At 66.1% G+C, this 15798-nt stretch carries 29 protein-coding genes; 26 read left to right on the top strand and 3 right to left on the bottom strand.

Going from position 1 to position 15798, the window contains the following annotated elements; genetic code table 11:
* Positions 1-11 precede the first annotated feature (11 nt).
* On the bottom strand, positions 12-1052 hold the full coding sequence (locus tag CACI_RS49790) for a hypothetical protein (protein ID WP_143765241.1): 1041 nt from the start codon (positions 1050-1052) through the stop codon (positions 12-14).
* Between the two features lie 376 nt (positions 1053-1428).
* Between CACI_RS49790 and CACI_RS51155 the strand changes: the two genes are divergently transcribed.
* The 6 genes from CACI_RS51155 to CACI_RS14410 all read left to right on the top strand — a co-directional run bounded on the left by CACI_RS51155 (position 1429) and on the right by CACI_RS14410 (position 4087).
* Positions 1429-1599, top strand: coding sequence for a hypothetical protein (locus CACI_RS51155; protein ID WP_012787103.1), 171 nt, complete (start codon positions 1429-1431; stop codon positions 1597-1599).
* A gap of 217 nt (positions 1600-1816) precedes the next feature.
* Positions 1817-2383, top strand: coding sequence for a DUF4352 domain-containing protein (locus CACI_RS14430; RefSeq protein ID WP_012787102.1), 567 nt, complete (start codon positions 1817-1819; stop codon positions 2381-2383).
* Between the two features lie 144 nt (positions 2384-2527).
* Positions 2528-2827, top strand: coding sequence for a hypothetical protein (locus tag CACI_RS14425; protein WP_143765240.1), 300 nt, complete (start codon positions 2528-2530; stop codon positions 2825-2827).
* Positions 2820-3281: a hypothetical protein gene (locus CACI_RS14420; protein ID WP_143765239.1), complete on the top strand. Its 462-nt coding sequence runs from the start codon at positions 2820-2822 to the stop codon at positions 3279-3281. The genes CACI_RS14425 and CACI_RS14420 overlap by 8 nt, the downstream gene beginning before the upstream one ends.
* A complete protein-coding gene (locus CACI_RS14415) occupies positions 3278-3535 on the top strand; it encodes a hypothetical protein (protein WP_012787099.1) in 258 nt (85 codons plus the stop codon). Before CACI_RS14420 ends, CACI_RS14415 begins: the two co-directional genes overlap by 4 nt.
* 9 nt (positions 3536-3544) lie before the next feature.
* Entirely contained in the window at positions 3545-4087 is a 543-nt protein-coding gene (locus tag CACI_RS14410; RefSeq protein ID WP_012787098.1) for a UTRA domain-containing protein, read from the top strand.
* A gap of 8 nt (positions 4088-4095) precedes the next feature.
* Here CACI_RS14410 and CACI_RS14405 read toward each other — a convergent pair whose 3' ends face one another.
* Both CACI_RS14405 and CACI_RS47855 read right to left on the bottom strand, forming a co-directional pair.
* Positions 4096-5442 (bottom strand): replicative DNA helicase, encoded by a 1347-nt coding sequence (locus CACI_RS14405; RefSeq protein WP_012787097.1) that lies wholly within the window; start codon positions 5440-5442, stop codon positions 4096-4098.
* Positions 5439-6638, bottom strand: coding sequence for a hypothetical protein (locus CACI_RS47855; RefSeq protein WP_012787096.1), 1200 nt, complete (start codon positions 6636-6638; stop codon positions 5439-5441). The genes CACI_RS14405 and CACI_RS47855 overlap by 4 nt, the downstream gene beginning before the upstream one ends.
* A 128-nt stretch (positions 6639-6766) precedes the next feature.
* On the opposite strand from CACI_RS47855, the gene CACI_RS14395 reads away from it, so the two are divergent.
* The 20 genes from CACI_RS14395 (at position 6767) to CACI_RS45520 (ending at position 15782) form a co-directional block, all read left to right on the top strand.
* Positions 6767-7153, top strand: a complete 387-nt coding sequence (locus CACI_RS14395; protein WP_143765238.1) for a DUF6247 family protein — start codon at positions 6767-6769, stop codon at positions 7151-7153.
* A gap of 6 nt (positions 7154-7159) precedes the next feature.
* Positions 7160-7414 carry a hypothetical protein gene (locus CACI_RS14390; RefSeq protein ID WP_012787094.1) on the top strand — a complete coding sequence of 85 codons (255 nt, stop codon included), beginning with the start codon at positions 7160-7162 and terminating at the stop codon, positions 7412-7414.
* Between the two features lie 222 nt (positions 7415-7636).
* Positions 7637-8164, top strand: a complete 528-nt coding sequence (locus CACI_RS14385; RefSeq protein ID WP_012787093.1) for a UTRA domain-containing protein — start codon at positions 7637-7639, stop codon at positions 8162-8164.
* A gap of 3 nt (positions 8165-8167) precedes the next feature.
* Positions 8168-8941, top strand: a complete 774-nt coding sequence (locus tag CACI_RS14380) for a GntR family transcriptional regulator (protein ID WP_012787092.1) — start codon at positions 8168-8170, stop codon at positions 8939-8941.
* A 141-nt stretch (positions 8942-9082) separates the two neighbouring features.
* The gene (locus CACI_RS14375) at positions 9083-9286 is read left to right on the top strand and encodes a hypothetical protein (RefSeq protein ID WP_012787091.1); all 204 of its coding nucleotides are present in this window, start codon (positions 9083-9085) and stop codon (positions 9284-9286) included.
* An 82-nt stretch (positions 9287-9368) separates the two neighbouring features.
* A complete protein-coding gene (locus CACI_RS14370) occupies positions 9369-9671 on the top strand; it encodes a DUF6907 domain-containing protein (protein ID WP_012787090.1) in 303 nt (100 codons plus the stop codon).
* On the top strand, positions 9671-9880 hold the full coding sequence (locus tag CACI_RS14365; RefSeq protein ID WP_012787089.1) for a hypothetical protein: 210 nt from the start codon (positions 9671-9673) through the stop codon (positions 9878-9880). The genes CACI_RS14370 and CACI_RS14365 overlap by 1 nt, the downstream gene beginning before the upstream one ends.
* Entirely contained in the window at positions 9877-10053 is a 177-nt protein-coding gene (locus CACI_RS51150; protein WP_012787088.1) for a hypothetical protein, read from the top strand. Before CACI_RS14365 ends, CACI_RS51150 begins: the two co-directional genes overlap by 4 nt.
* On the top strand, positions 10053-10367 hold the full coding sequence (locus CACI_RS14360) for a hypothetical protein (RefSeq protein WP_012787087.1): 315 nt from the start codon (positions 10053-10055) through the stop codon (positions 10365-10367). The genes CACI_RS51150 and CACI_RS14360 overlap by 1 nt, the downstream gene beginning before the upstream one ends.
* A complete protein-coding gene (locus CACI_RS14355; protein ID WP_012787086.1) occupies positions 10367-10732 on the top strand; it encodes a hypothetical protein in 366 nt (121 codons plus the stop codon). The genes CACI_RS14360 and CACI_RS14355 overlap by 1 nt, the downstream gene beginning before the upstream one ends.
* On the top strand, positions 10729-11010 hold the full coding sequence (locus CACI_RS14350; RefSeq protein WP_012787085.1) for a hypothetical protein: 282 nt from the start codon (positions 10729-10731) through the stop codon (positions 11008-11010). Before CACI_RS14355 ends, CACI_RS14350 begins: the two co-directional genes overlap by 4 nt.
* Complete coding sequence (locus CACI_RS14345; RefSeq protein ID WP_012787084.1) at positions 11007-11378, top strand: hypothetical protein; 372 nt, start codon at positions 11007-11009, stop codon at positions 11376-11378. Before CACI_RS14350 ends, CACI_RS14345 begins: the two co-directional genes overlap by 4 nt.
* Complete coding sequence (locus CACI_RS14340) at positions 11375-11767, top strand: hypothetical protein (RefSeq protein ID WP_012787083.1); 393 nt, start codon at positions 11375-11377, stop codon at positions 11765-11767. Before CACI_RS14345 ends, CACI_RS14340 begins: the two co-directional genes overlap by 4 nt.
* Positions 11758-12186, top strand: coding sequence for an ATP-binding protein (locus CACI_RS14335; RefSeq protein ID WP_012787082.1), 429 nt, complete (start codon positions 11758-11760; stop codon positions 12184-12186). Before CACI_RS14340 ends, CACI_RS14335 begins: the two co-directional genes overlap by 10 nt.
* Complete coding sequence (locus CACI_RS14330; RefSeq protein WP_012787081.1) at positions 12183-13007, top strand: hypothetical protein; 825 nt, start codon at positions 12183-12185, stop codon at positions 13005-13007. The genes CACI_RS14335 and CACI_RS14330 overlap by 4 nt, the downstream gene beginning before the upstream one ends.
* Positions 13004-13477 (top strand): hypothetical protein, encoded by a 474-nt coding sequence (locus CACI_RS14325; RefSeq protein ID WP_012787080.1) that lies wholly within the window; start codon positions 13004-13006, stop codon positions 13475-13477. The genes CACI_RS14330 and CACI_RS14325 overlap by 4 nt, the downstream gene beginning before the upstream one ends.
* A 59-nt stretch (positions 13478-13536) precedes the next feature.
* Positions 13537-13722 carry a hypothetical protein gene (locus CACI_RS14320; protein ID WP_012787079.1) on the top strand — a complete coding sequence of 62 codons (186 nt, stop codon included), beginning with the start codon at positions 13537-13539 and terminating at the stop codon, positions 13720-13722.
* Between the two features lie 10 nt (positions 13723-13732).
* On the top strand, positions 13733-13858 hold the full coding sequence (locus tag CACI_RS53500; protein ID WP_012787078.1) for a hypothetical protein: 126 nt from the start codon (positions 13733-13735) through the stop codon (positions 13856-13858).
* Positions 13859-13893: 35 nt separating this feature from the next.
* Positions 13894-14682, top strand: coding sequence for a hypothetical protein (locus CACI_RS14315; RefSeq protein ID WP_012787077.1), 789 nt, complete (start codon positions 13894-13896; stop codon positions 14680-14682).
* A complete protein-coding gene (locus CACI_RS45520) occupies positions 14679-15782 on the top strand; it encodes a DUF2637 domain-containing protein (protein WP_012787076.1) in 1104 nt (367 codons plus the stop codon). Before CACI_RS14315 ends, CACI_RS45520 begins: the two co-directional genes overlap by 4 nt.
* Positions 15783-15798 lie beyond the last annotated feature (16 nt).

The raw sequence follows: 15798 nt of genomic DNA, 5'->3' as shown, positions 1-15798 counted from the left end.
ATTCCTCCTAATCAGAACGTGCCTTCGTAGGCATCGGGGTCGGTGGGGTTCTCCCAGCCTTGGTGCTGGCCCTTTGGGGCGTGGTAGCTATGCGAATCGGGGTCCTGCCACGTCTGGTGGCCATCAGAGTTGCGGCGCGGCTTCGGAACCCACCCCGGCTTCAAATTCGCTTCAGAATCGTCCTGCTCCGCTTTTGGAGCAGGACCAAGCTCCTCCGGATCGAGCCTGGACATCCAGACCGCTATCCGATCGTTGGCGGTCGCCAGACCGGCAACACAGACCTCCATGAGGTCGTCCTCGGACCAGCCGGAGGCCAGATTTTGGGAAACGACCGCCTGGAGTCCCTGCCGTCGTCGGCGTCCTGGGTGCCGGTCGAAGGGGAGCTGCTCAACGAAGACGGCAGCGCGCTTTTGAACCTCGTCTTCGATTTCCGAACCCTCCCCCTCCTCCTGGACCTCCTCCCCCTCCGCGCCAGCTGGCGGCATCCAATCTGGAGCGTCACTGGGAAGGTGGGGGAAAGGGGTCTGTTCGTCTGTAGAAAAGTCTGTAAGGAATGACGACGGCTTAGCCGTCGTTGGGCGCGAACTGGGCGTTTGCCCTGTTTCCGCAGGTGAAACCGAAAGTGGTTCAGCCGTCACCGGAGACGAGCTGGGAGAATGCGTCGTTCCCGCAGGTGAGGCCGGAAGTGGCTTAGCCGTCGTTGGGACGGAACGGGCATTAGGCACATTCGGCTGCGCGAAAACTTGAATCCGCCAGCCTGGAAGCCCGTTCACCACGATCCGCTCTCGCGCAAGGTGGCCTTCCGCTTCCAACTCCTTGGCGGCAGCCCGGTAGGCATCGCGCCCCATCCCCCGCCGCTGCTTCCCGTCCGCGCTGCCTGGACTGTAGAACTCGGCGATTGCATCGATGGACGAGTGGTTGCAGCCGTCGGCCAGTAGTCGCACCAGCAGCCCGATGGCAGCGATCGACAGTTCCTTGTTGAAGGTCGCCCCGTTTGGCGCGCGTTCGAATCCAGACGCGCCGACTCGGAGACGGTGGACCTCGATGTTCACGCGAACACCACCACACAGTTCGTGGTGTTGTATATACTTAAGACACGCTTCATGCGGTCTCCTTGCGTGGGTGCGACGGAGAGCTTTACGACGGGCTGCACACTCGTCGTCCAGGGCCGGGCCTTCGGGCCCGGTTTTGGCGTTTCTGTGCTGATAAATCTTACCGCGTCCAGGGGTCCCGCACGTCCCAAAACGACACCTCTGACCTGCGGCGAAGGCATGATCCAGCACTGCGACGACGCGACTTGTGGATCTCTTTGCCGTGGCTTGACCCGATCATGCTGAATCTTGGTCAAACCGGGCCGATCAAGCCGGTTTCGGGTTACGCTGCGAACGCGTTTGGCCATTGCCAGGCAGCCGGATTTCAGGGGGCAATATGAACGGTTTCGACGACTACCACGACGTTGACGACAGCGAGCCACCTGAGGAGTCGCCGTTGGCCGGCTGGGCAATGAGCGAGGACATGGCTGCCGTTGTCCGGGCGCGGCTGGATGAGCTTGATGCGCCTGGGGAACCGCTTCGCGGCTTCGACTGGGCCGATGACTGATGCGCGCTGCCTGTTGGGATTGATCGGCCCCGAGTAGGCTTGGCTCGGAATCGAATCGGGTGTTGAACGGCCGTGACCTTCGGGTCGCGGCCGTTTCCGCGTAGCAGGTAAGTGCGACCCCTGATTCGATCAGCAACGATCCGGCCACACCCCGTAGCGCCACCCCCGCCAGCCCGTAGCGTGACGAGGTCTGTTGCCTATCCCTGGGGGGATTCACATGCGCCGCATACCAACCATCACCGCTGTACTCACGCTCGCCGCCCTCGGCGGCTGTACCAGCGCCAAGGTCAACACCACGCCCGTAGCGCCCGCCGAGGCTGCGACAACCGCAGCCCATGCCGCCGCAACCAGCAGCACCTCGGCCGCGCCGAAGAAGGCAGGACTCGGCGACACCGTCAAGATCAGCGGCCGGAACGCCAAACTCGCCGTGACCCTCGTGAAGATCGTCGACCCGGCGAAGGGCTCCGACGAGTTCACCGTCCCCGACGCAGGCAAACACTTCGTTGCCCTTCAGGTTCGCGTCGTCAACCAGGGCAGCGGCGTGTACTCCGACGACCCGCAGGCGGACGTGACGGTGAAGAACGCCGCCGGGGAGACGATGAGCATCGCTTTCGCGACGACAACGGCCGGCGCGGACATGCCGTCGAGTGTGAATCTCACGGCGGGCGATACCGCGTTGGGGTTCGTCGATTTCCAAGTCCCCGACGGGCAGAAGATCACGCAGGTGCAGTACGCGCTGACCAGTCTTGGCGGCGACAACGTTGCGCAGTGGACGATCGGCTAGGTGGACACGATGCGTCGTACAGCCACCGCCGTTGCAGCTGCTGCCGTCCTGATGCTGGCGGGATGCTCCAGTAGCGCCAGCAAGCCCGCAGCCGCCCCGGCAGCGCACCCAGCCGGTGTTGCCACTACCGCAACACCCCCGGCCGTGAGCACCACCAGCGAGCCGTCCGTGCCGGTTGAAACCTGCGCCACTCCCCTGCCGGACCGCGGCGACGTCATCGAATGGCAGCGGGAACCGGGCCTGCCGGACTCGGCAATCGAGCTTGGCGGCACTGACCCGGAGCACTGCAAGCTGACGTTCGACACGCTCAAAACCTCGAGCCCGAACGGGCCTGGCGACTGCACCCAAGCGGCTTGGCTCAGCGACAACCCGGGCTACAACCCCGACGCCACGCCAGCACCGAGGCTGAAGAAAGCCCAGGTCACGATTGGGGACTGTGGCTGAAATGGAGCGCGTGGCAGCTGCCCGTGCCGTCGCATTGAAACATGCGCCGACCAGCAGTTCATACAGGAAAGTGCATCCACCAAAGTGCGAGGTCATCATGGCGGTGACCGCACCGCGCCGGTACGTTGGCCTTATGAGTGCCGAGCCGTCGGATGCGACACCACACCGAATCTCCCTGCCGCGCACGATCCGCGCCATAAAGCAGGCGCTCACGGCCGAGCAGCGGAACCAGTTCATGGCCGAGCTTGAGGACATCGAAGCCGGCAGCCTGCGGGCCACAGTCGAGAAGTGGTGGCTGACCGCGGTCATGAACCGCGCCGGCACCTGGGGCCGGGTCGAGCAGGTCAAGGCCGGTACGGCACGGACGGTCCCGATCGAAGACGTGATTCCGGACTTCGCCGAGCAGTTCGAGCAGCGCCACGGCCGCCCATACGTCGGGCATAGCAGCCGGTGAGCTACAGCCTGGTCATCACCGAGGAAGCCTCCGCTGTGGTGGGAAGCCCGGCCATGGCCAAGGACATCCACCAGGCGTTTGTGCTGGCGATGCTGGAGTTGCCGAACGATCCGCACGGTGTTGGCTCGTCGGTGAAATCCGAGGGCGCGTTCGTTACGCGGATGTTGGCGGTTGGACCATACGGAATGATTGTTTACGTGGTGAACGAAACCGCTGCGACGGTGACAATCGTTGACGTTGTGTGGGCAGGGTAGGACGGCGCCGTGACCGACTTTGAGCCGATCTTCCGTGACGCCAACGCCCGCCTGTCCGCCGAGCCGCGCACCGCAGGCAAGTCCGTATGGTCCGCCGATGCCGGCGACCGCCAGTTTGAGGTTCTCGAGTTGGCCGTCACCTATGCAGAAGACGCGGGAGACGAAGACGCCGCCGATCTCGGCAGGAACGCGATCGTCCGTGACCGCGTCTACGCGGTGGACGGCAAGCGCGTCTGCTGGGCCCGTTCCTACCTGCCGGCGAAGCTCGCCGAGGGCACGCCGATCGGAGGCTTGAACACCGGCCCCGGTGGCGTCCCGGCGCGGCTGGCTGAACTCGGGCACGAGCTGGTTTCGTTTTCCGAGGACGTTGAGTTCGTTGAGCGTGAGAACGTGACTGCCGATGAGCGGGACAGGCTCGGCATCGACGACATGACTGCGGTGGTGCGGATTGTGCGGCGCGGCATCGACGCATCCGGGCAGGTGGTTAAGGTGTCGGACATGCGGCTGGTTGCCGGCGCGTATCGGTTCCGCTGGGCCTGGACGAACCGCTGACCCGCTGGTCACGTCTGCGCCATGTCCAGGGCCCGCGAATAATGCCCCTGAAAGCCGATGGTGATGTTGCACAGCGGGCCCTGCCGGTTCTTCGCGACGATCAGTTCGAGTTCGCCGGCGCGCGGGGATTCGCGCTCGTAGTAGTCCTCCCGGTACAGCAGCACCACGATGTTCGCGTCCTGCCCGATGGATCCCGACTCGCGCAGGTCGGACAGGACGGGGCGCTTGTCGGTGCGGCCGTTGAGCTGCCGGTTGAGCTGGGCGCCGACGATAACCGGTATCCGGAAGTCCATGGCGATGCGCTTGATTCCGCGGGACAGCGCGCCGACGTCGATGGTGCGGTTTCCGGTTTCGCGTTCGGGGGTGAGGATCTGCAGGTAGTCGATGACGACCAGCTCGGGCAGCATGTGCCGGGCTTGCATGCGGCGCAGGGTGGAGCGGATCCGGCCGAGCGTGACCGTTCCGTCAACGATCATGTCGATGGGTGCGTCGAGGATCCGGCCGGCTGCTTTGCCGAGCCGTTTCTGTTCGAAGTCGTCGATGTTGACGTCGCCGCGCAGGTGGTGCAGGGGCACTTTCGCTTCGGCGGCGAACATGCGCTGCATGAGCTGGTCGGCGTTCATCTCGATCGATACCAGCAGCGTGCGCTTGCGGCATTCGATGGCGGCGTGGCGGACGAAGTCAACCATCACGACGGACTTGCCCATGCCGGTGTCGCCGGCCACGACGACCATGTCGCCGCCTTCGATGGGTACGGCGTCGCGGAAGTCCCGGTAGGGGGTGGGCAGGTAGTTGCGGGGTTTGGTGTTGTCGAGCAGCCCTTCAAGGAAGGTTTCGGCTTCGTCGGCGACTGTGGTGACGCCGTCGGTCCGGGTGTCTCCGGTGACGGCCTGGATTTCGGCCGCGGCGAGGTCGACGACGGTGGCGGCGTCGGACCGGTCGGTGACGTAGCTCATTTGGACAATGCGGGTTCCGGCTTCGCCGAGGCGGCGTAGGACTGCGAGTTCTTTGACGATGTCGGCGTAGTAGCCGGCGTTGGCTGCGGTCGGCACCGAGTTAATGAGGGTGTGCAGGTAGGGTCCGCCGCCGATGTGGTTAAGGTCGCCGGATTTGGCAAGTAGTGCGCCGACGGTGACGGCGTCTGCGGGTTCGCTGCGGCTGTGCAGGTCCAGGATCGCGGCGAAGATCGTCTCGTGGGCGGGTTTGTAAAAGTCGTTGCCGGCGAGCGGCAGGTCAAGGACGTCGCCGATGGCATCGGCGGACAGCAGCATGCCGCCGAGGACGCACTGTTCGGCGTCGAGGTCGGACGGCGGGGTGCGGATATGCCCTGGCGCGTCGGTCTCCTGGTCGGTCATGCGGCGCTCCTGGTGTTGGTGGCGGCCGGGTGTCCGGCCGGCGGGTCGTTGGGGTGGTTACAGCGGGCGCCGTCGCCGTTGGCATGCTCGTACCAGCCGAACGGGTCGCACCAGCGGCAGTCGGCTGCGGTACGGCCGGATGTGTCGGCTGCGGGCGATCCCGGCGTCTTCGGTGGGATCCAGCGCTCCAGGTGCTTGTCGAGGTCGATCCAGCCGCGCTCGGCCATGTTGGCTGCGGCCATGCACAGAAGGTCGACATTGCTGCCGTCGGCCAGGAGTCGCCGGGCATTGCGACGAACGGCGTCCGGGGACCTGACGGGGTATGGGCCGCTGCGGGTTCTGGTCCAGGCGTCGGCCCACGCCTTCACGATCAGGTCGGCGGGGTCTGGTTCTTCGTCGCAGACGGGTTCTCTCTCTCGCCTGGTGGGGTCCGCATCGGTCGCCGCTGAGGCGACCGTAGAGAGAGAACCTTCTTTGAGAAACTTCTTAGGGGCCCGTTGGGGCTGGTCAGATGCCAGTTGTCGGACGGAATTCCGTCCGCCGTGGGCGGAATTCCGTCCAGCACGGTCGGAATTCCGACCATCGAGATGACCTGGGGTTTCGTCCTGTTCTGCCTGGTTGGCTCGATGGTCGGAATTCCGACCCTCGAGAGTCTGTTCGATGCCGCCGACGTCCGTTTTGGGTCGCTGGTCCTGGCCGTCATCGAGTTCGTTTCGAACCGGCGCGGAGCCGAGGGCCGGCGGTTTAGGTGCGACGGTGCGCCATTCCTCGCGGTAGCTGTCCAGCTTGTCCCAGGCGTTGCGCCAGCCTCGGAATCCGTCGGGCGGCAGGTCGTTGATCTGGAAGCGGCGCCGAGACTTGATGCCGCGGTCGCCCGTGGACGTGACCAGGCGTTCGCTGTCGGGGTTCGTTACCAAGCCCAGCCTGTCCAGCGCTCGAAGCGCGTCCTTCACGACGGTCAGCGATGTCGGCTTGCCGTTGACGCCCGGCAGCAGCCAGCACAACTGATCGAGGGTGATGCGGCGCGACGGCTGATCTCCGGCCTTGTCGATCACCAGTGATCGCATGATGGCGTACAGCTGGAATGGCGTGCCGCGCAGCTCGGGGTGGAGCATTGTCCAGTCCCGGACTGACGTGTAGGACAGGCGTAAATCTTCGGCCGCGACGAGGTCGAAGGCCTGGTCATCGGTGGTCATCGGCTGCCCTTGTTAAGGAACGTTCGGGAGTGCGCAAGCACGATGGTGACGCCGGCGTCAACAGGTAGTCCCTGGCGAACCGGCGTAGGGGTTGCGTGGACTAGTGCATGCGCGGGAAGGTGACAGGCATGAGCGCCCAGCCGATTCACAGCCCGAGAGTGATGCCGAAGCCGGCACGTACTCCGGCCGCGATCCGAGCCGTGCTGGTGAACGCCGGCGAGCAGGGCCTGGTCGAGCGATTCGACGCCGCGCTTGACTGCGCCTACACCGAGGCGCGTGAGGCAAACTCGCTTGAACCGCTGAACGAGATGCTGACGTGGTGGTGGGCCGAGTCGATTAGCTGGTGCGACCCTGCCAAGCACAAGGCGTTCCTGGCGAAGGTCGAGGGCTGGCGGGTGAACGGCATCCCGGACAGCGAACGGGCCAACCCGGACGATGTACTGGCCATCCTGGAGGCGAAGGGCGCATCCAGGGACGCCTTGGACAAGCTGAGGTCTCTGGCGGCGCGTCGCTGACTCGCGGTGTATGCCTGGGAGTTCACCGAGACCGCGAAGGCTCAGCTGGTTTGCATGCCCTATGGCATGGTTGACGATCTCGTGGAGACGGTCGCGCTGATCTGCGCTGACCCCTGGAACTTCCAGCGACAGCCGGACGAGCCCGTTGATGACCACCATGCGCACCGCACTGCATCGTTCGGCAACGGCGGCATGCTGACGTTCCTGATTCTCGAACACGCTGCCGAGGTTCACGTCACCGGCATCACCTGGCTGGGCTAGGTACGCCAACGCTTGTTTCTGGTACTGGAAACACGCGTTTCCGATCCCCGAAACGGCGTGTTTCCGATCTCGTTTCGGCTGCTTCCGAGACTCGTTTTCGCAGCGCCCGGCCCCACAACCGCGCCTGACCAGGGCATACGACCATAGCGCCTTACCGGTAAGGTTTACCGGTGTTCGCGTACTCTGGATGAGTCCTGGTCGGAGCGCCAAAGGGAGCGGTTGATGCACGAAAACCCTGATGATTCCGCCGCCTACCTGGCGGCACGAAGCGGCCCTGATGCTTGGTCTGCGGCTACCGCCGACCGGGGCGGCGCGTCGCGGATTCTCGCGGTCGAAACGGTGAAGCCGCCGCAGCGGATTGCCGACGCGCTTCAGCTTGGCGCGGCCGAGCGTGCGGTGGTCCGCCGCCGGCTGATGCTCATCGAGGACAAGCCCGTGGAGATCGCAAACTCGTGGTATCCCGAGCTGCTTGCGCACGGCACACCGCTTGCCGACCCCAAGAAGATCAAGGGCGGTGCGCCAGCGGTTATCGCCGCGCTCGGGTTGGCGCTGGCCTACGCCGATGAAGAAGTCGAACTTGAGTCCGCCCCGAACGCCGAGGAGGCGCAGTTGCTGCAGGTCCCGCCCGATAAGCGTGTGGCCCGGTTGTTCCGTACTGCGTACACCGGTGATGACACCCCGGTTGAGGTTACGGATTCGCTGATGCTGCCTGCTGGCAGGGTTCTGCAGTACCGGATTGAGGTCGGCTGAACCGTGACGGACGACAGCTATAGCGACCCCCGACCGCGACGCGAGCAGATCGCGGCGGACATTCGGGCGGTGATCCTTGCGGGCAAGTACCCGGACATGCTCCCCGGAGTCAAGATCCTGGCTGAGTGGTACGACACGACGGTAAACACCGTTCAGCACGCGCTGGAGATCTTGAAGGGTGAAGGCCTGATTCGTTCGGAGAAAGGTAAGGGCACCGAGGTGATTGCTGAACCGAGAACCCCCGTTCTCGCCGATCCAGACCCGCAGCTCGACATCTACCGCTACGACACGCTCGCCGTTGACGTCCTTCAGGTTGCAGTACCCGAGCGCGCCCGGCAGGAGCGCATGGAAGAAGCCGACGCCGAAACGATTCCAGGAGATGTTGCCAAGCTGCTTGGGCTGGGGCCCAACGGCCAAGCCGTTCGCCGCTTTAGAGTTATGCGCGTCCGAGAAACGGACGAACCTGTCGAGGTCGACTGGTCCTACTACCCGATCGAGATTGCGGCAGGTACCCGCATTGCCCTGCCGGGGTCGATCAAGGGCGGCGTGCAGAAGATCCTTGATGGGATGCACTTGCCCGCAGTCGACTACGAGGACCGAGTCTCGACCCGCGTTCCCACGACACAAGAGCTCGAACTGCTGCACCTGCCGCCGTTCGTTTCGGTGCTCCAGACGCTCCGCATCGTGTGGTCGCGCGGCGGGAAGCCCATCGAAGCAACCGTCATGGTGAAGGGCGGTCACCGGTTCGAGCTGCTGTATCGCAGGTCCACGCACTGATTGAACCTCCCTTCACCACTGGGCCCCCGGCTTGACGCCGGGGGCTTTTTGTTGCCCCGAGGTTGAGGCTTAACAGAGTACGCGAAACCTGCTAATCTCAGCAATGACAGCACGCTGAGCAACACCAACAAGGGAGGCAGCATGAGCGAGACCACAGGTCAGGTCAGGTTCCTGCGAGTGGCTGCGGTTGCCACCCGCATTGGGGCGAGCGAGTCGAAGGTCCGGATCATGATCCGAAAGAAGCTCATCGCCGCTGAGCGCGACGGAGAGCGCGGCATGTACCTGGTCCCCGAGACCGAGTGCGACCGCTACTTGGCCGATCGCCGAGCGCGATCCGCCGCCTGAACGCAAAGACGGCCCGAGCCAGCGTCTCTACCGCCGACCCGGACCTAGACAGCCAACCGCTCCTAGGAAAACGGAGACCGCCGTGCACTCCAGCATTCCGCAACTCGCCCTTGTTCCGGAACCCCGCACCTGCCCGCCGTGGTGTACCGAACACGACGCCGACACGAACCTGTGCATCGGCACCCGCACCGACCTCACCTACCCGGCCGGCTACCCCAGCGGAGTCACCCTCACCTCGGCGTCGGTGCAGCTGATGCAGGACCCCGACGAGACGCAGCCGACCATCGCGCTCACGCTGAACTCGGTGCCGCTGGACCTGGCCGGCCAGCAGGCCGAAAACCTGGCGCTGGCACTGCTGCGGGCGCTCGGGAAGGCGGGGCTGTGATGCAGACGACCAGCCTGTCCGCCGCCATCCCGCCGATGTCGTACCCGCTCCGGCTTCGCGCCGCCGCCCGCCTGGCGTGGAAAACCCTGCGCACCGGCCAGTACCTCGAAGAGGCGGCGCTGCTCAACGGCCGTCGAAGCGGGCTCGACGCCGGCGTCCGTATCACCATGGAAGAGATCGTGCAGTACGTGCCGGCAGGTGCCCGATGACCGGCCCCGCGACGATCGATGCCACCACCCGCGGCTACAACGCCCTGATGCAGACGCTCGTCGGCAACCGACCCGCGAACGGCGGCGCCTACGCCGGCCGCACCGTAAAGCAGGTCCGCGAAGCCCAGCAGGGTGCCAGGACGGCCGCGAACGAGACCAAGGGCGGTGCGTGATGAGCCGCCACAGCGAGGACCGACTCGCGAACCGCGCAGTTGCCATGGCCCGGATCGCAGCATCCGAGAAGAACGCCACCGTCTCGACTGCAACCGCTACTGCCCGATTCCTCGCCGTCGGTGGCGCCCATGTCATCGTGACGCGCGACGCTGCGGCGGATATGACGCGCCGGTGGTACCGCGCCGCCTGCGAGTCCTGCGGAAGCCTCGATGCCGTCTCCAGCGATGACGCTATCCCGAACCGGAGTGCGCAGGTGCACGCCGAGACCTGCCGCCGGATCCCGGAGCGGTTGTGGCCGAAGGGCGGTGCGTGATGACCTACCCGCTGCGGTTCCCCAACGACGACCCGCGATTCAGCACCGCGCTGCTCGACGAGATCAACTCCGTCCTGATCAACCACGGATACCCGTGGGTCGACGACGACGACACCTCCTACGCCGACCTGCGCGCCGCACTCGCCGGGTTTCTGTACGGGCCCGCGTTCAACGCCGGCGACAAGGTCAGCTGGGTGTTCGACGGCAACGTGCGGACCGGCCGCGTCGACATCGTCGCGAACACTCCCGAAGGTCCGGTCGCGCGCATCATCACCGACCCGCAGCCAGGCCACCGCCACCTTGCGACGGTCACGACCGTCAAGGCATGCCGTGAACTCACACCGATCCCCGGAGGCGACCGATGAACGGGCCCCAGCATTACGCAGCCGCCGAGAAGGCGCTGGCCAAGGCCGAGTCCGAGTCCGGGCCCCGCGGGGATGCAGGGCAGTTGGACAAGCACATGCGGCTGCACGCCGCGCACCTGGCCATGGCGCAGTTCGCGCTGGACGTCGCCGTCAACGCCGACCGCTTGTTCGACGGCATGGAGATGCGCTCCGAGCAGTTGCAGGCCCGCACCGACGCCATGTACGACAACCGCAACAACTGGATCGCGGCGATCACCGAAGACCGTGGTGTGTCATGAATGCCTTCTCCCCCGGCGACAAGGTCCTGTTCGCTCGTGTCTCTGCCGTCGGAACCGTCGTCGAGCCCACCGGAGTCGGCGTCGAACACGGCTACTACATTGAGACCGCCGCCGGCACCACCCACTTCGCCGACGCCGACCAGCTGACACTCCTGCCGACCGGCACCCCGCTGTTCAACCGCGGCGACAGCGTGCAAGTCGCACCGGACGCGCCGTACCACGCCGGACTTACCGGCACCGTCAGCAGCCCCGAACTTCACGGCCCGATCTTCGGCTACTGGCTGAACCTCGGCGTGAACGACAACTACATGTGGACGCCGGCAGAGGCGCTGAGTGCTCTCGTCCCGGGCGGCGGTGAGGTGCGATGACCGAGCGCAGCGCCGCACGCCACGCCCAGACCACTGCCTTCGCGAAAGCCCTGCGCAGCCTCGCCGATTGGCTCGAGCAGGACTCGACCCTGCCCGTGCCGGAATACCTGCCGATCGTTATCAGCCTCGACAGCGCCGAAGCCGTCGCGGACATCGCCATCGGCCACAACCTTGACGGGCCGTTCACCGCCGCAGACGGACCCCCGTTCCTGTACCGCGCATTCGGCGCCGGCGTTACCTGGCAGGCCGTGCACTACGCCAACAGAACCGGCATGTCCGAAGACGAAGCCCACGCCCGCGCATGGGCAGCACAGCACGGCTTCGTGCTCCTGCCGCGCACCGATACCGTCCACACCCACCACGCCACCGGGGGTGCCCCGTGCTGCTGACCGCCATCCCCCAGGACCGCCCCGTGGCCGACTCGCCGCTGTACGACGAAATCACCCTGCCCCGTGTCTTACAGTCCGTCCGCGACACCCGCCACTGGCTGGACGCGACACTCGCTGGCTGGGACGTGCCCGCCGACACCGTCGAGAACGCCACGCTGGTCGTCTCGGAGATCACGACGAACGCGCTGGTGCACAACGCAGGCCTCGGCGACATGATCGTGACCGCCGCCTGGTGGCACGGACACCTGCGGATCACCGTCTCCGACCCGGATCTCCAGATCCCCGTACCGGACCTGGCAGACGACGAACACGGCCGCGGACTCCTCATCGTGGGTGACCTGGCGACGCGGTGGGGCAGGACGAAAACCCGCACCGGGAAGATCACCTGGTTTGAGCTCACCGCGGAGGTGTTCTCGTGAACGCCACCCAGCTCGGACCCGTCAGCAGCACGGCCACGAACGCGGGCCGCGCCTACGAGGCAGTCGTCCTCAAGGCCGGACCGGGTCGCAACGACGACCTGTCAGACCTTCGCGACACCGTGCACATCCCGCAGCTCGGGCAGTTCGCACGCGATCTGGACCACGAGAACACGAACGAACCCAAGACCAGCAGGAGGTGTCCGATGAAGAACTACCCCACTATGGAAGCCGCACAAGCCGGCCGCGCCGCCGTGCGCCAGGCCCGCGTCAGCGCCGCCCAGAACCTCCGGCACGTCCCGACTCCGGTCGACGGCGATACCGCCCGTGCCCTGATCGCTGCTACCGGCTACACCGCCAACGGCATCACCATCAGCGCCGGCGACAACATCCACAGCCCCGTGCCGCTCATCGCGATCGGACACTACGACCCGGCCGAGTTCATGGCCGCAGTCCACGCCATCACCGCCGAACACGACGCTGAGGATCCGTTCGGGCTGTTCGACAGCCTGTACGGCGAGATCTACCTCAGCGACATCGAGTTCAACGAGATGGCCGACTGGGGCACCGAGGACGTGCAGCACGCCTACGCCCTTGTGCTCGAGCACGGCAATTGGGACGGACCGGCCGAGACCGGCAGCACGATGGACCCAGAGAACCCCGCGCCAGCCGAATGTCAGTGCATCACGCACACCTGGTCAATCCGGCAGGTCCTGGACGCCACGCCCGGAGCGCTGCCGATCACCGTGTGGCGCGACGGCGAAGACGAGTCCGGTTTCGCATTCGGGCCGCAGCGTGACCCCGATGGGGACGGTGAGTCATGAACATGCTGAAGCGCCTGTACGCGCACCTGTACTCCGCCGAGCTATCCGCAGCCGCCTGGATCGACACCCGGCCCGTCGGGCGCTTGATCCAGCTCTCCTGGTGCCACCAAGGCCTGCGCCCCTGGATCCTTAGTGGCTTCACCGTGGTCTTCATCGCGCTCAAACGGCCCGACATGACCGGCCTGGCTGTTACCACCGCCGTGATGCTGCCGGCGATTGCCTTCGCGCGGATCGCCGCGAAGTCCCACTACATCCTCAACGAGGAAGACCGCGCGTGCCCCTACTGCCCGCCCCGCAGCGACGGCGACGGACGCGGCGGCGTGTGGCTGAACCTCGGCGACGATATCCCGCCCGCGCCGGCGCCGATGGCCGAATACGACGACCAGCAGATCCGCGACTGGGCCGAAGACCTCGACGGGCAGCTGGCCGCCCTGATCGCCGACATGCGGCGCGCTGAGGCTGGCGATTAGTCGTGAACTTCCACCGCCAGTGACCGCAAAACCCCAACCCGACCACCGAGGAGTACGCCATGCCCCTGTCCGACCACCTCGAGCAGCTCACCAACGCCACCGCCACCCGCGACGGCGACGCCGGAGTCGAAGCACTGGAGGCCATCGAAGCCGAATACGGCCCCGTCGTCGCCGCCGTCATCACCGCCGATCTCCTCGCCCACGTCGCGCGCCAGGCCAGCGAGCGACCGGCACCCGAATCCTAAGGAGCTCGCCATGTACGTCGCCGAAGCCCTGATTACCGCAGCCGCCGCCGGTCTCACCGTCGCTATTGGCCTTGGCCTGCTGAAAAAGCTGAAGGCCAGCCGCACGCCGAAGCCCAACGAGATCCGCGAGCGCTAAGCCACGCCGCCGAACTAGACCCTGCGAGGAACACCGTGAGCCACGCCGAACTCGAACCCTGGAAGCCGCAACGCAACGCCTACTTCCAGCCGTCGCAGACCACGTACTACGAGACCACCTGCCGCGAGAACCGCGGCCAGGGCGGGACCGTCGCGCGCGCACTCGGTGCGGTGTTCGCCAACGGGCTCCTCGGCTGGGGCGCATGGTCCGCACATCAGGCATGCCTGAACGGCAGCGCCCACTCCGTGGCCGCCGAAGCCGTTGTCAGTGCCGCAGCGGCAGGGTCTGCGGCCCTGGCCGGCGCAGGCTTCCTGTCCCGCACGGAGGCTGGCAGCTGGGCCGGGGCGCTGCTGTCGCCGGTAGCCCTGATCCTCGGCGGTGTTGGTGTGCTGCTGTGGGCACCGAAGTGGCCTGCGTCGCTGGTTGCGACGGCGATGTTCGGAGTGCTCAACGGAGGCCTGGCCTGGGTCGTAGCCAAGGCGAATCGCGAGGTTCGGAAGACCGAGCACGAAGCTGGCATGCAATACGACCGCATCGCCGGCAACCTGCAGATGAACCTCGACAGCGAACAGCACAAGACCGAGCGCGCCCGCATCAAGCATCAGTCCTGGTTCCACGTCGGCCGTGACGCCGATCAACGGGCTGATCGGGTTGTGTACGACCTGCACCTGCGCCACCCGGACATCGTTCCGGCACCCGAGCGTTACAGCTCCCCCACCGAACTTGCCGCCGCCCCGACGCGCCTCGCCATCACCGCCGGCCGTGAAGACGACTGGATGGCGCTGGCGGACGTCCTCGACGTGAACGTGGAGACCACCCGATGACCGAGAACACTGAGACGCCGGATGCCAAGCCGCGGTGGCGCGACGCGCTGAGGGATAACGGACTTGCCTCACTCGCCATGATCCTCGTCGTGGCCGTGGCCGTCGCCGGCTGGGCCGCGTCGTTCATCGCACTGCATGCCTTCGCCCAGCAGCACATGGACTTGAGTGAGCGCGCGGCATGGCTGGTGCCGTCCACCTTCGACGGCGCCGCACTGGCCCTGTCGCTGCTGAGCTTCCGCGCCGCCATCTACGGCCGAGCCAGCCTCGGATCGCTGCTTTACGTGGACGGCTTCACCACGCTGTCGTCGTGGATTAACTGGATTCACATCAACGACCCGCAGGGCAAGCTCGTCTCCGCGCTGCTGCCGATCGCCGCCGTCCTGGCTTTCGGGAAGGTCTTGAAGGAAGCCCGCGAGGCCTACGAGCGGCGCCACGGCAAGGTCGTCTTCAAGGTCCGCACCGGACTGTTGATGCTGCGGTGGACGGTGGACCGCAAGGGCACCCGCGCCGCGATCCGCAACGAGATCCTTGCGATCCCCGTGCAGGCTCTTGTCGGACTCGGCGCCGACACCCTGGCGCGCAAGGCAGCCGAAATGCTCGCCGAGAAGGTCGCCACGGATGAGGCGCCGGCGGCAGTCGCCAACCGGGCAGGCGCCGACAACGCTGCCGCCAACACCCGGTCGACAACGCCAACCGCTAATCCGGCCGCGACGACAACGACAGTCGACAGCGCGACGGCCGCCAAAACGGCAACGACAACCGCCAACGACAACCAGACGCCGACCGACAACCGCCAAAACGACAACACGGCTGTCGCCAACGCCAAGCCTGTCGCCAGCGCTGCGGACGCCAACGACAACTCCGCCACCGACAAAGTCGAAGCCCTCGTTGTCGCCACTCTCGGCGCCTACCGCCAAATCCTCGCCGACAACACCGGCAAGCGCGCGAACCCCCGCCCCACCGCGCCGGAGCTTGTCGCGGCTGTCGAAGGGCTTAACACCGACTCCCGAGCCAAGCAGATCAGGGAGATCGTCGAGCGTCGATTTCCCGAGCTTGCGCCCCGGCTCCGGGCCGTCGAAACCGTAGAGCAGGCCAGCTGAAGCCCGCCGGTCGTCT

This window comes from Catenulispora acidiphila DSM 44928 (genome assembly GCF_000024025.1).
Lineage (GTDB): Bacteria > Actinomycetota > Actinomycetes > Streptomycetales > Catenulisporaceae > Catenulispora > Catenulispora acidiphila.
Note: the sequence above shows the minus strand (reverse complement) of the source record. Positions and strands in the feature narration are given on the sequence as shown.

Bases quoted from the DNA above. Each gene is read 5' to 3' on its own strand.
- CACI_RS14430 (WP_012787102.1), top strand. From the start codon at position 1,817: ATGCGCCGCATACCAACCATCACCGCTGTACTCACGCTCGCCGCCCTC.
- CACI_RS14360 (WP_012787087.1), top strand. From the start codon at position 10,053: ATGAGCCGCCACAGCGAGGACCGACTCGCGAACCGCGCAGTTGCCATG.
- CACI_RS14325 (WP_012787080.1), top strand. From the start codon at position 13,004: ATGAACATGCTGAAGCGCCTGTACGCGCACCTGTACTCCGCCGAGCTA.
- CACI_RS14340 (WP_012787083.1), top strand. From the start codon at position 11,375: ATGACCGAGCGCAGCGCCGCACGCCACGCCCAGACCACTGCCTTCGCG.
- CACI_RS14405 (WP_012787097.1), bottom strand. From the start codon at position 5,442: ATGACCGACCAGGAGACCGACGCGCCAGGGCATATCCGCACCCCGCCG.
- CACI_RS14350 (WP_012787085.1), top strand. From the start codon at position 10,729: ATGAACGGGCCCCAGCATTACGCAGCCGCCGAGAAGGCGCTGGCCAAG.
- CACI_RS14320 (WP_012787079.1), top strand. From the start codon at position 13,537: ATGCCCCTGTCCGACCACCTCGAGCAGCTCACCAACGCCACCGCCACC.
- CACI_RS14375 (WP_012787091.1), top strand. From the start codon at position 9,083: ATGAGCGAGACCACAGGTCAGGTCAGGTTCCTGCGAGTGGCTGCGGTT.
- CACI_RS14355 (WP_012787086.1), top strand. From the start codon at position 10,367: ATGACCTACCCGCTGCGGTTCCCCAACGACGACCCGCGATTCAGCACC.
- CACI_RS45520 (WP_012787076.1), top strand. From the start codon at position 14,679: ATGACCGAGAACACTGAGACGCCGGATGCCAAGCCGCGGTGGCGCGAC.
- CACI_RS51155 (WP_012787103.1), top strand. From the start codon at position 1,429: ATGAACGGTTTCGACGACTACCACGACGTTGACGACAGCGAGCCACCT.
- CACI_RS47855 (WP_012787096.1), bottom strand. From the start codon at position 6,638: ATGACCACCGATGACCAGGCCTTCGACCTCGTCGCGGCCGAAGATTTA.
- CACI_RS14395 (WP_143765238.1), top strand. From the start codon at position 6,767: ATGAGCGCCCAGCCGATTCACAGCCCGAGAGTGATGCCGAAGCCGGCA.
- CACI_RS14385 (WP_012787093.1), top strand. From the start codon at position 7,637: ATGCACGAAAACCCTGATGATTCCGCCGCCTACCTGGCGGCACGAAGC.
- CACI_RS14345 (WP_012787084.1), top strand. From the start codon at position 11,007: ATGAATGCCTTCTCCCCCGGCGACAAGGTCCTGTTCGCTCGTGTCTCT.
- CACI_RS53500 (WP_012787078.1), top strand. From the start codon at position 13,733: ATGTACGTCGCCGAAGCCCTGATTACCGCAGCCGCCGCCGGTCTCACC.
- CACI_RS14365 (WP_012787089.1), top strand. From the start codon at position 9,671: ATGCAGACGACCAGCCTGTCCGCCGCCATCCCGCCGATGTCGTACCCG.
- CACI_RS51150 (WP_012787088.1), top strand. From the start codon at position 9,877: ATGACCGGCCCCGCGACGATCGATGCCACCACCCGCGGCTACAACGCC.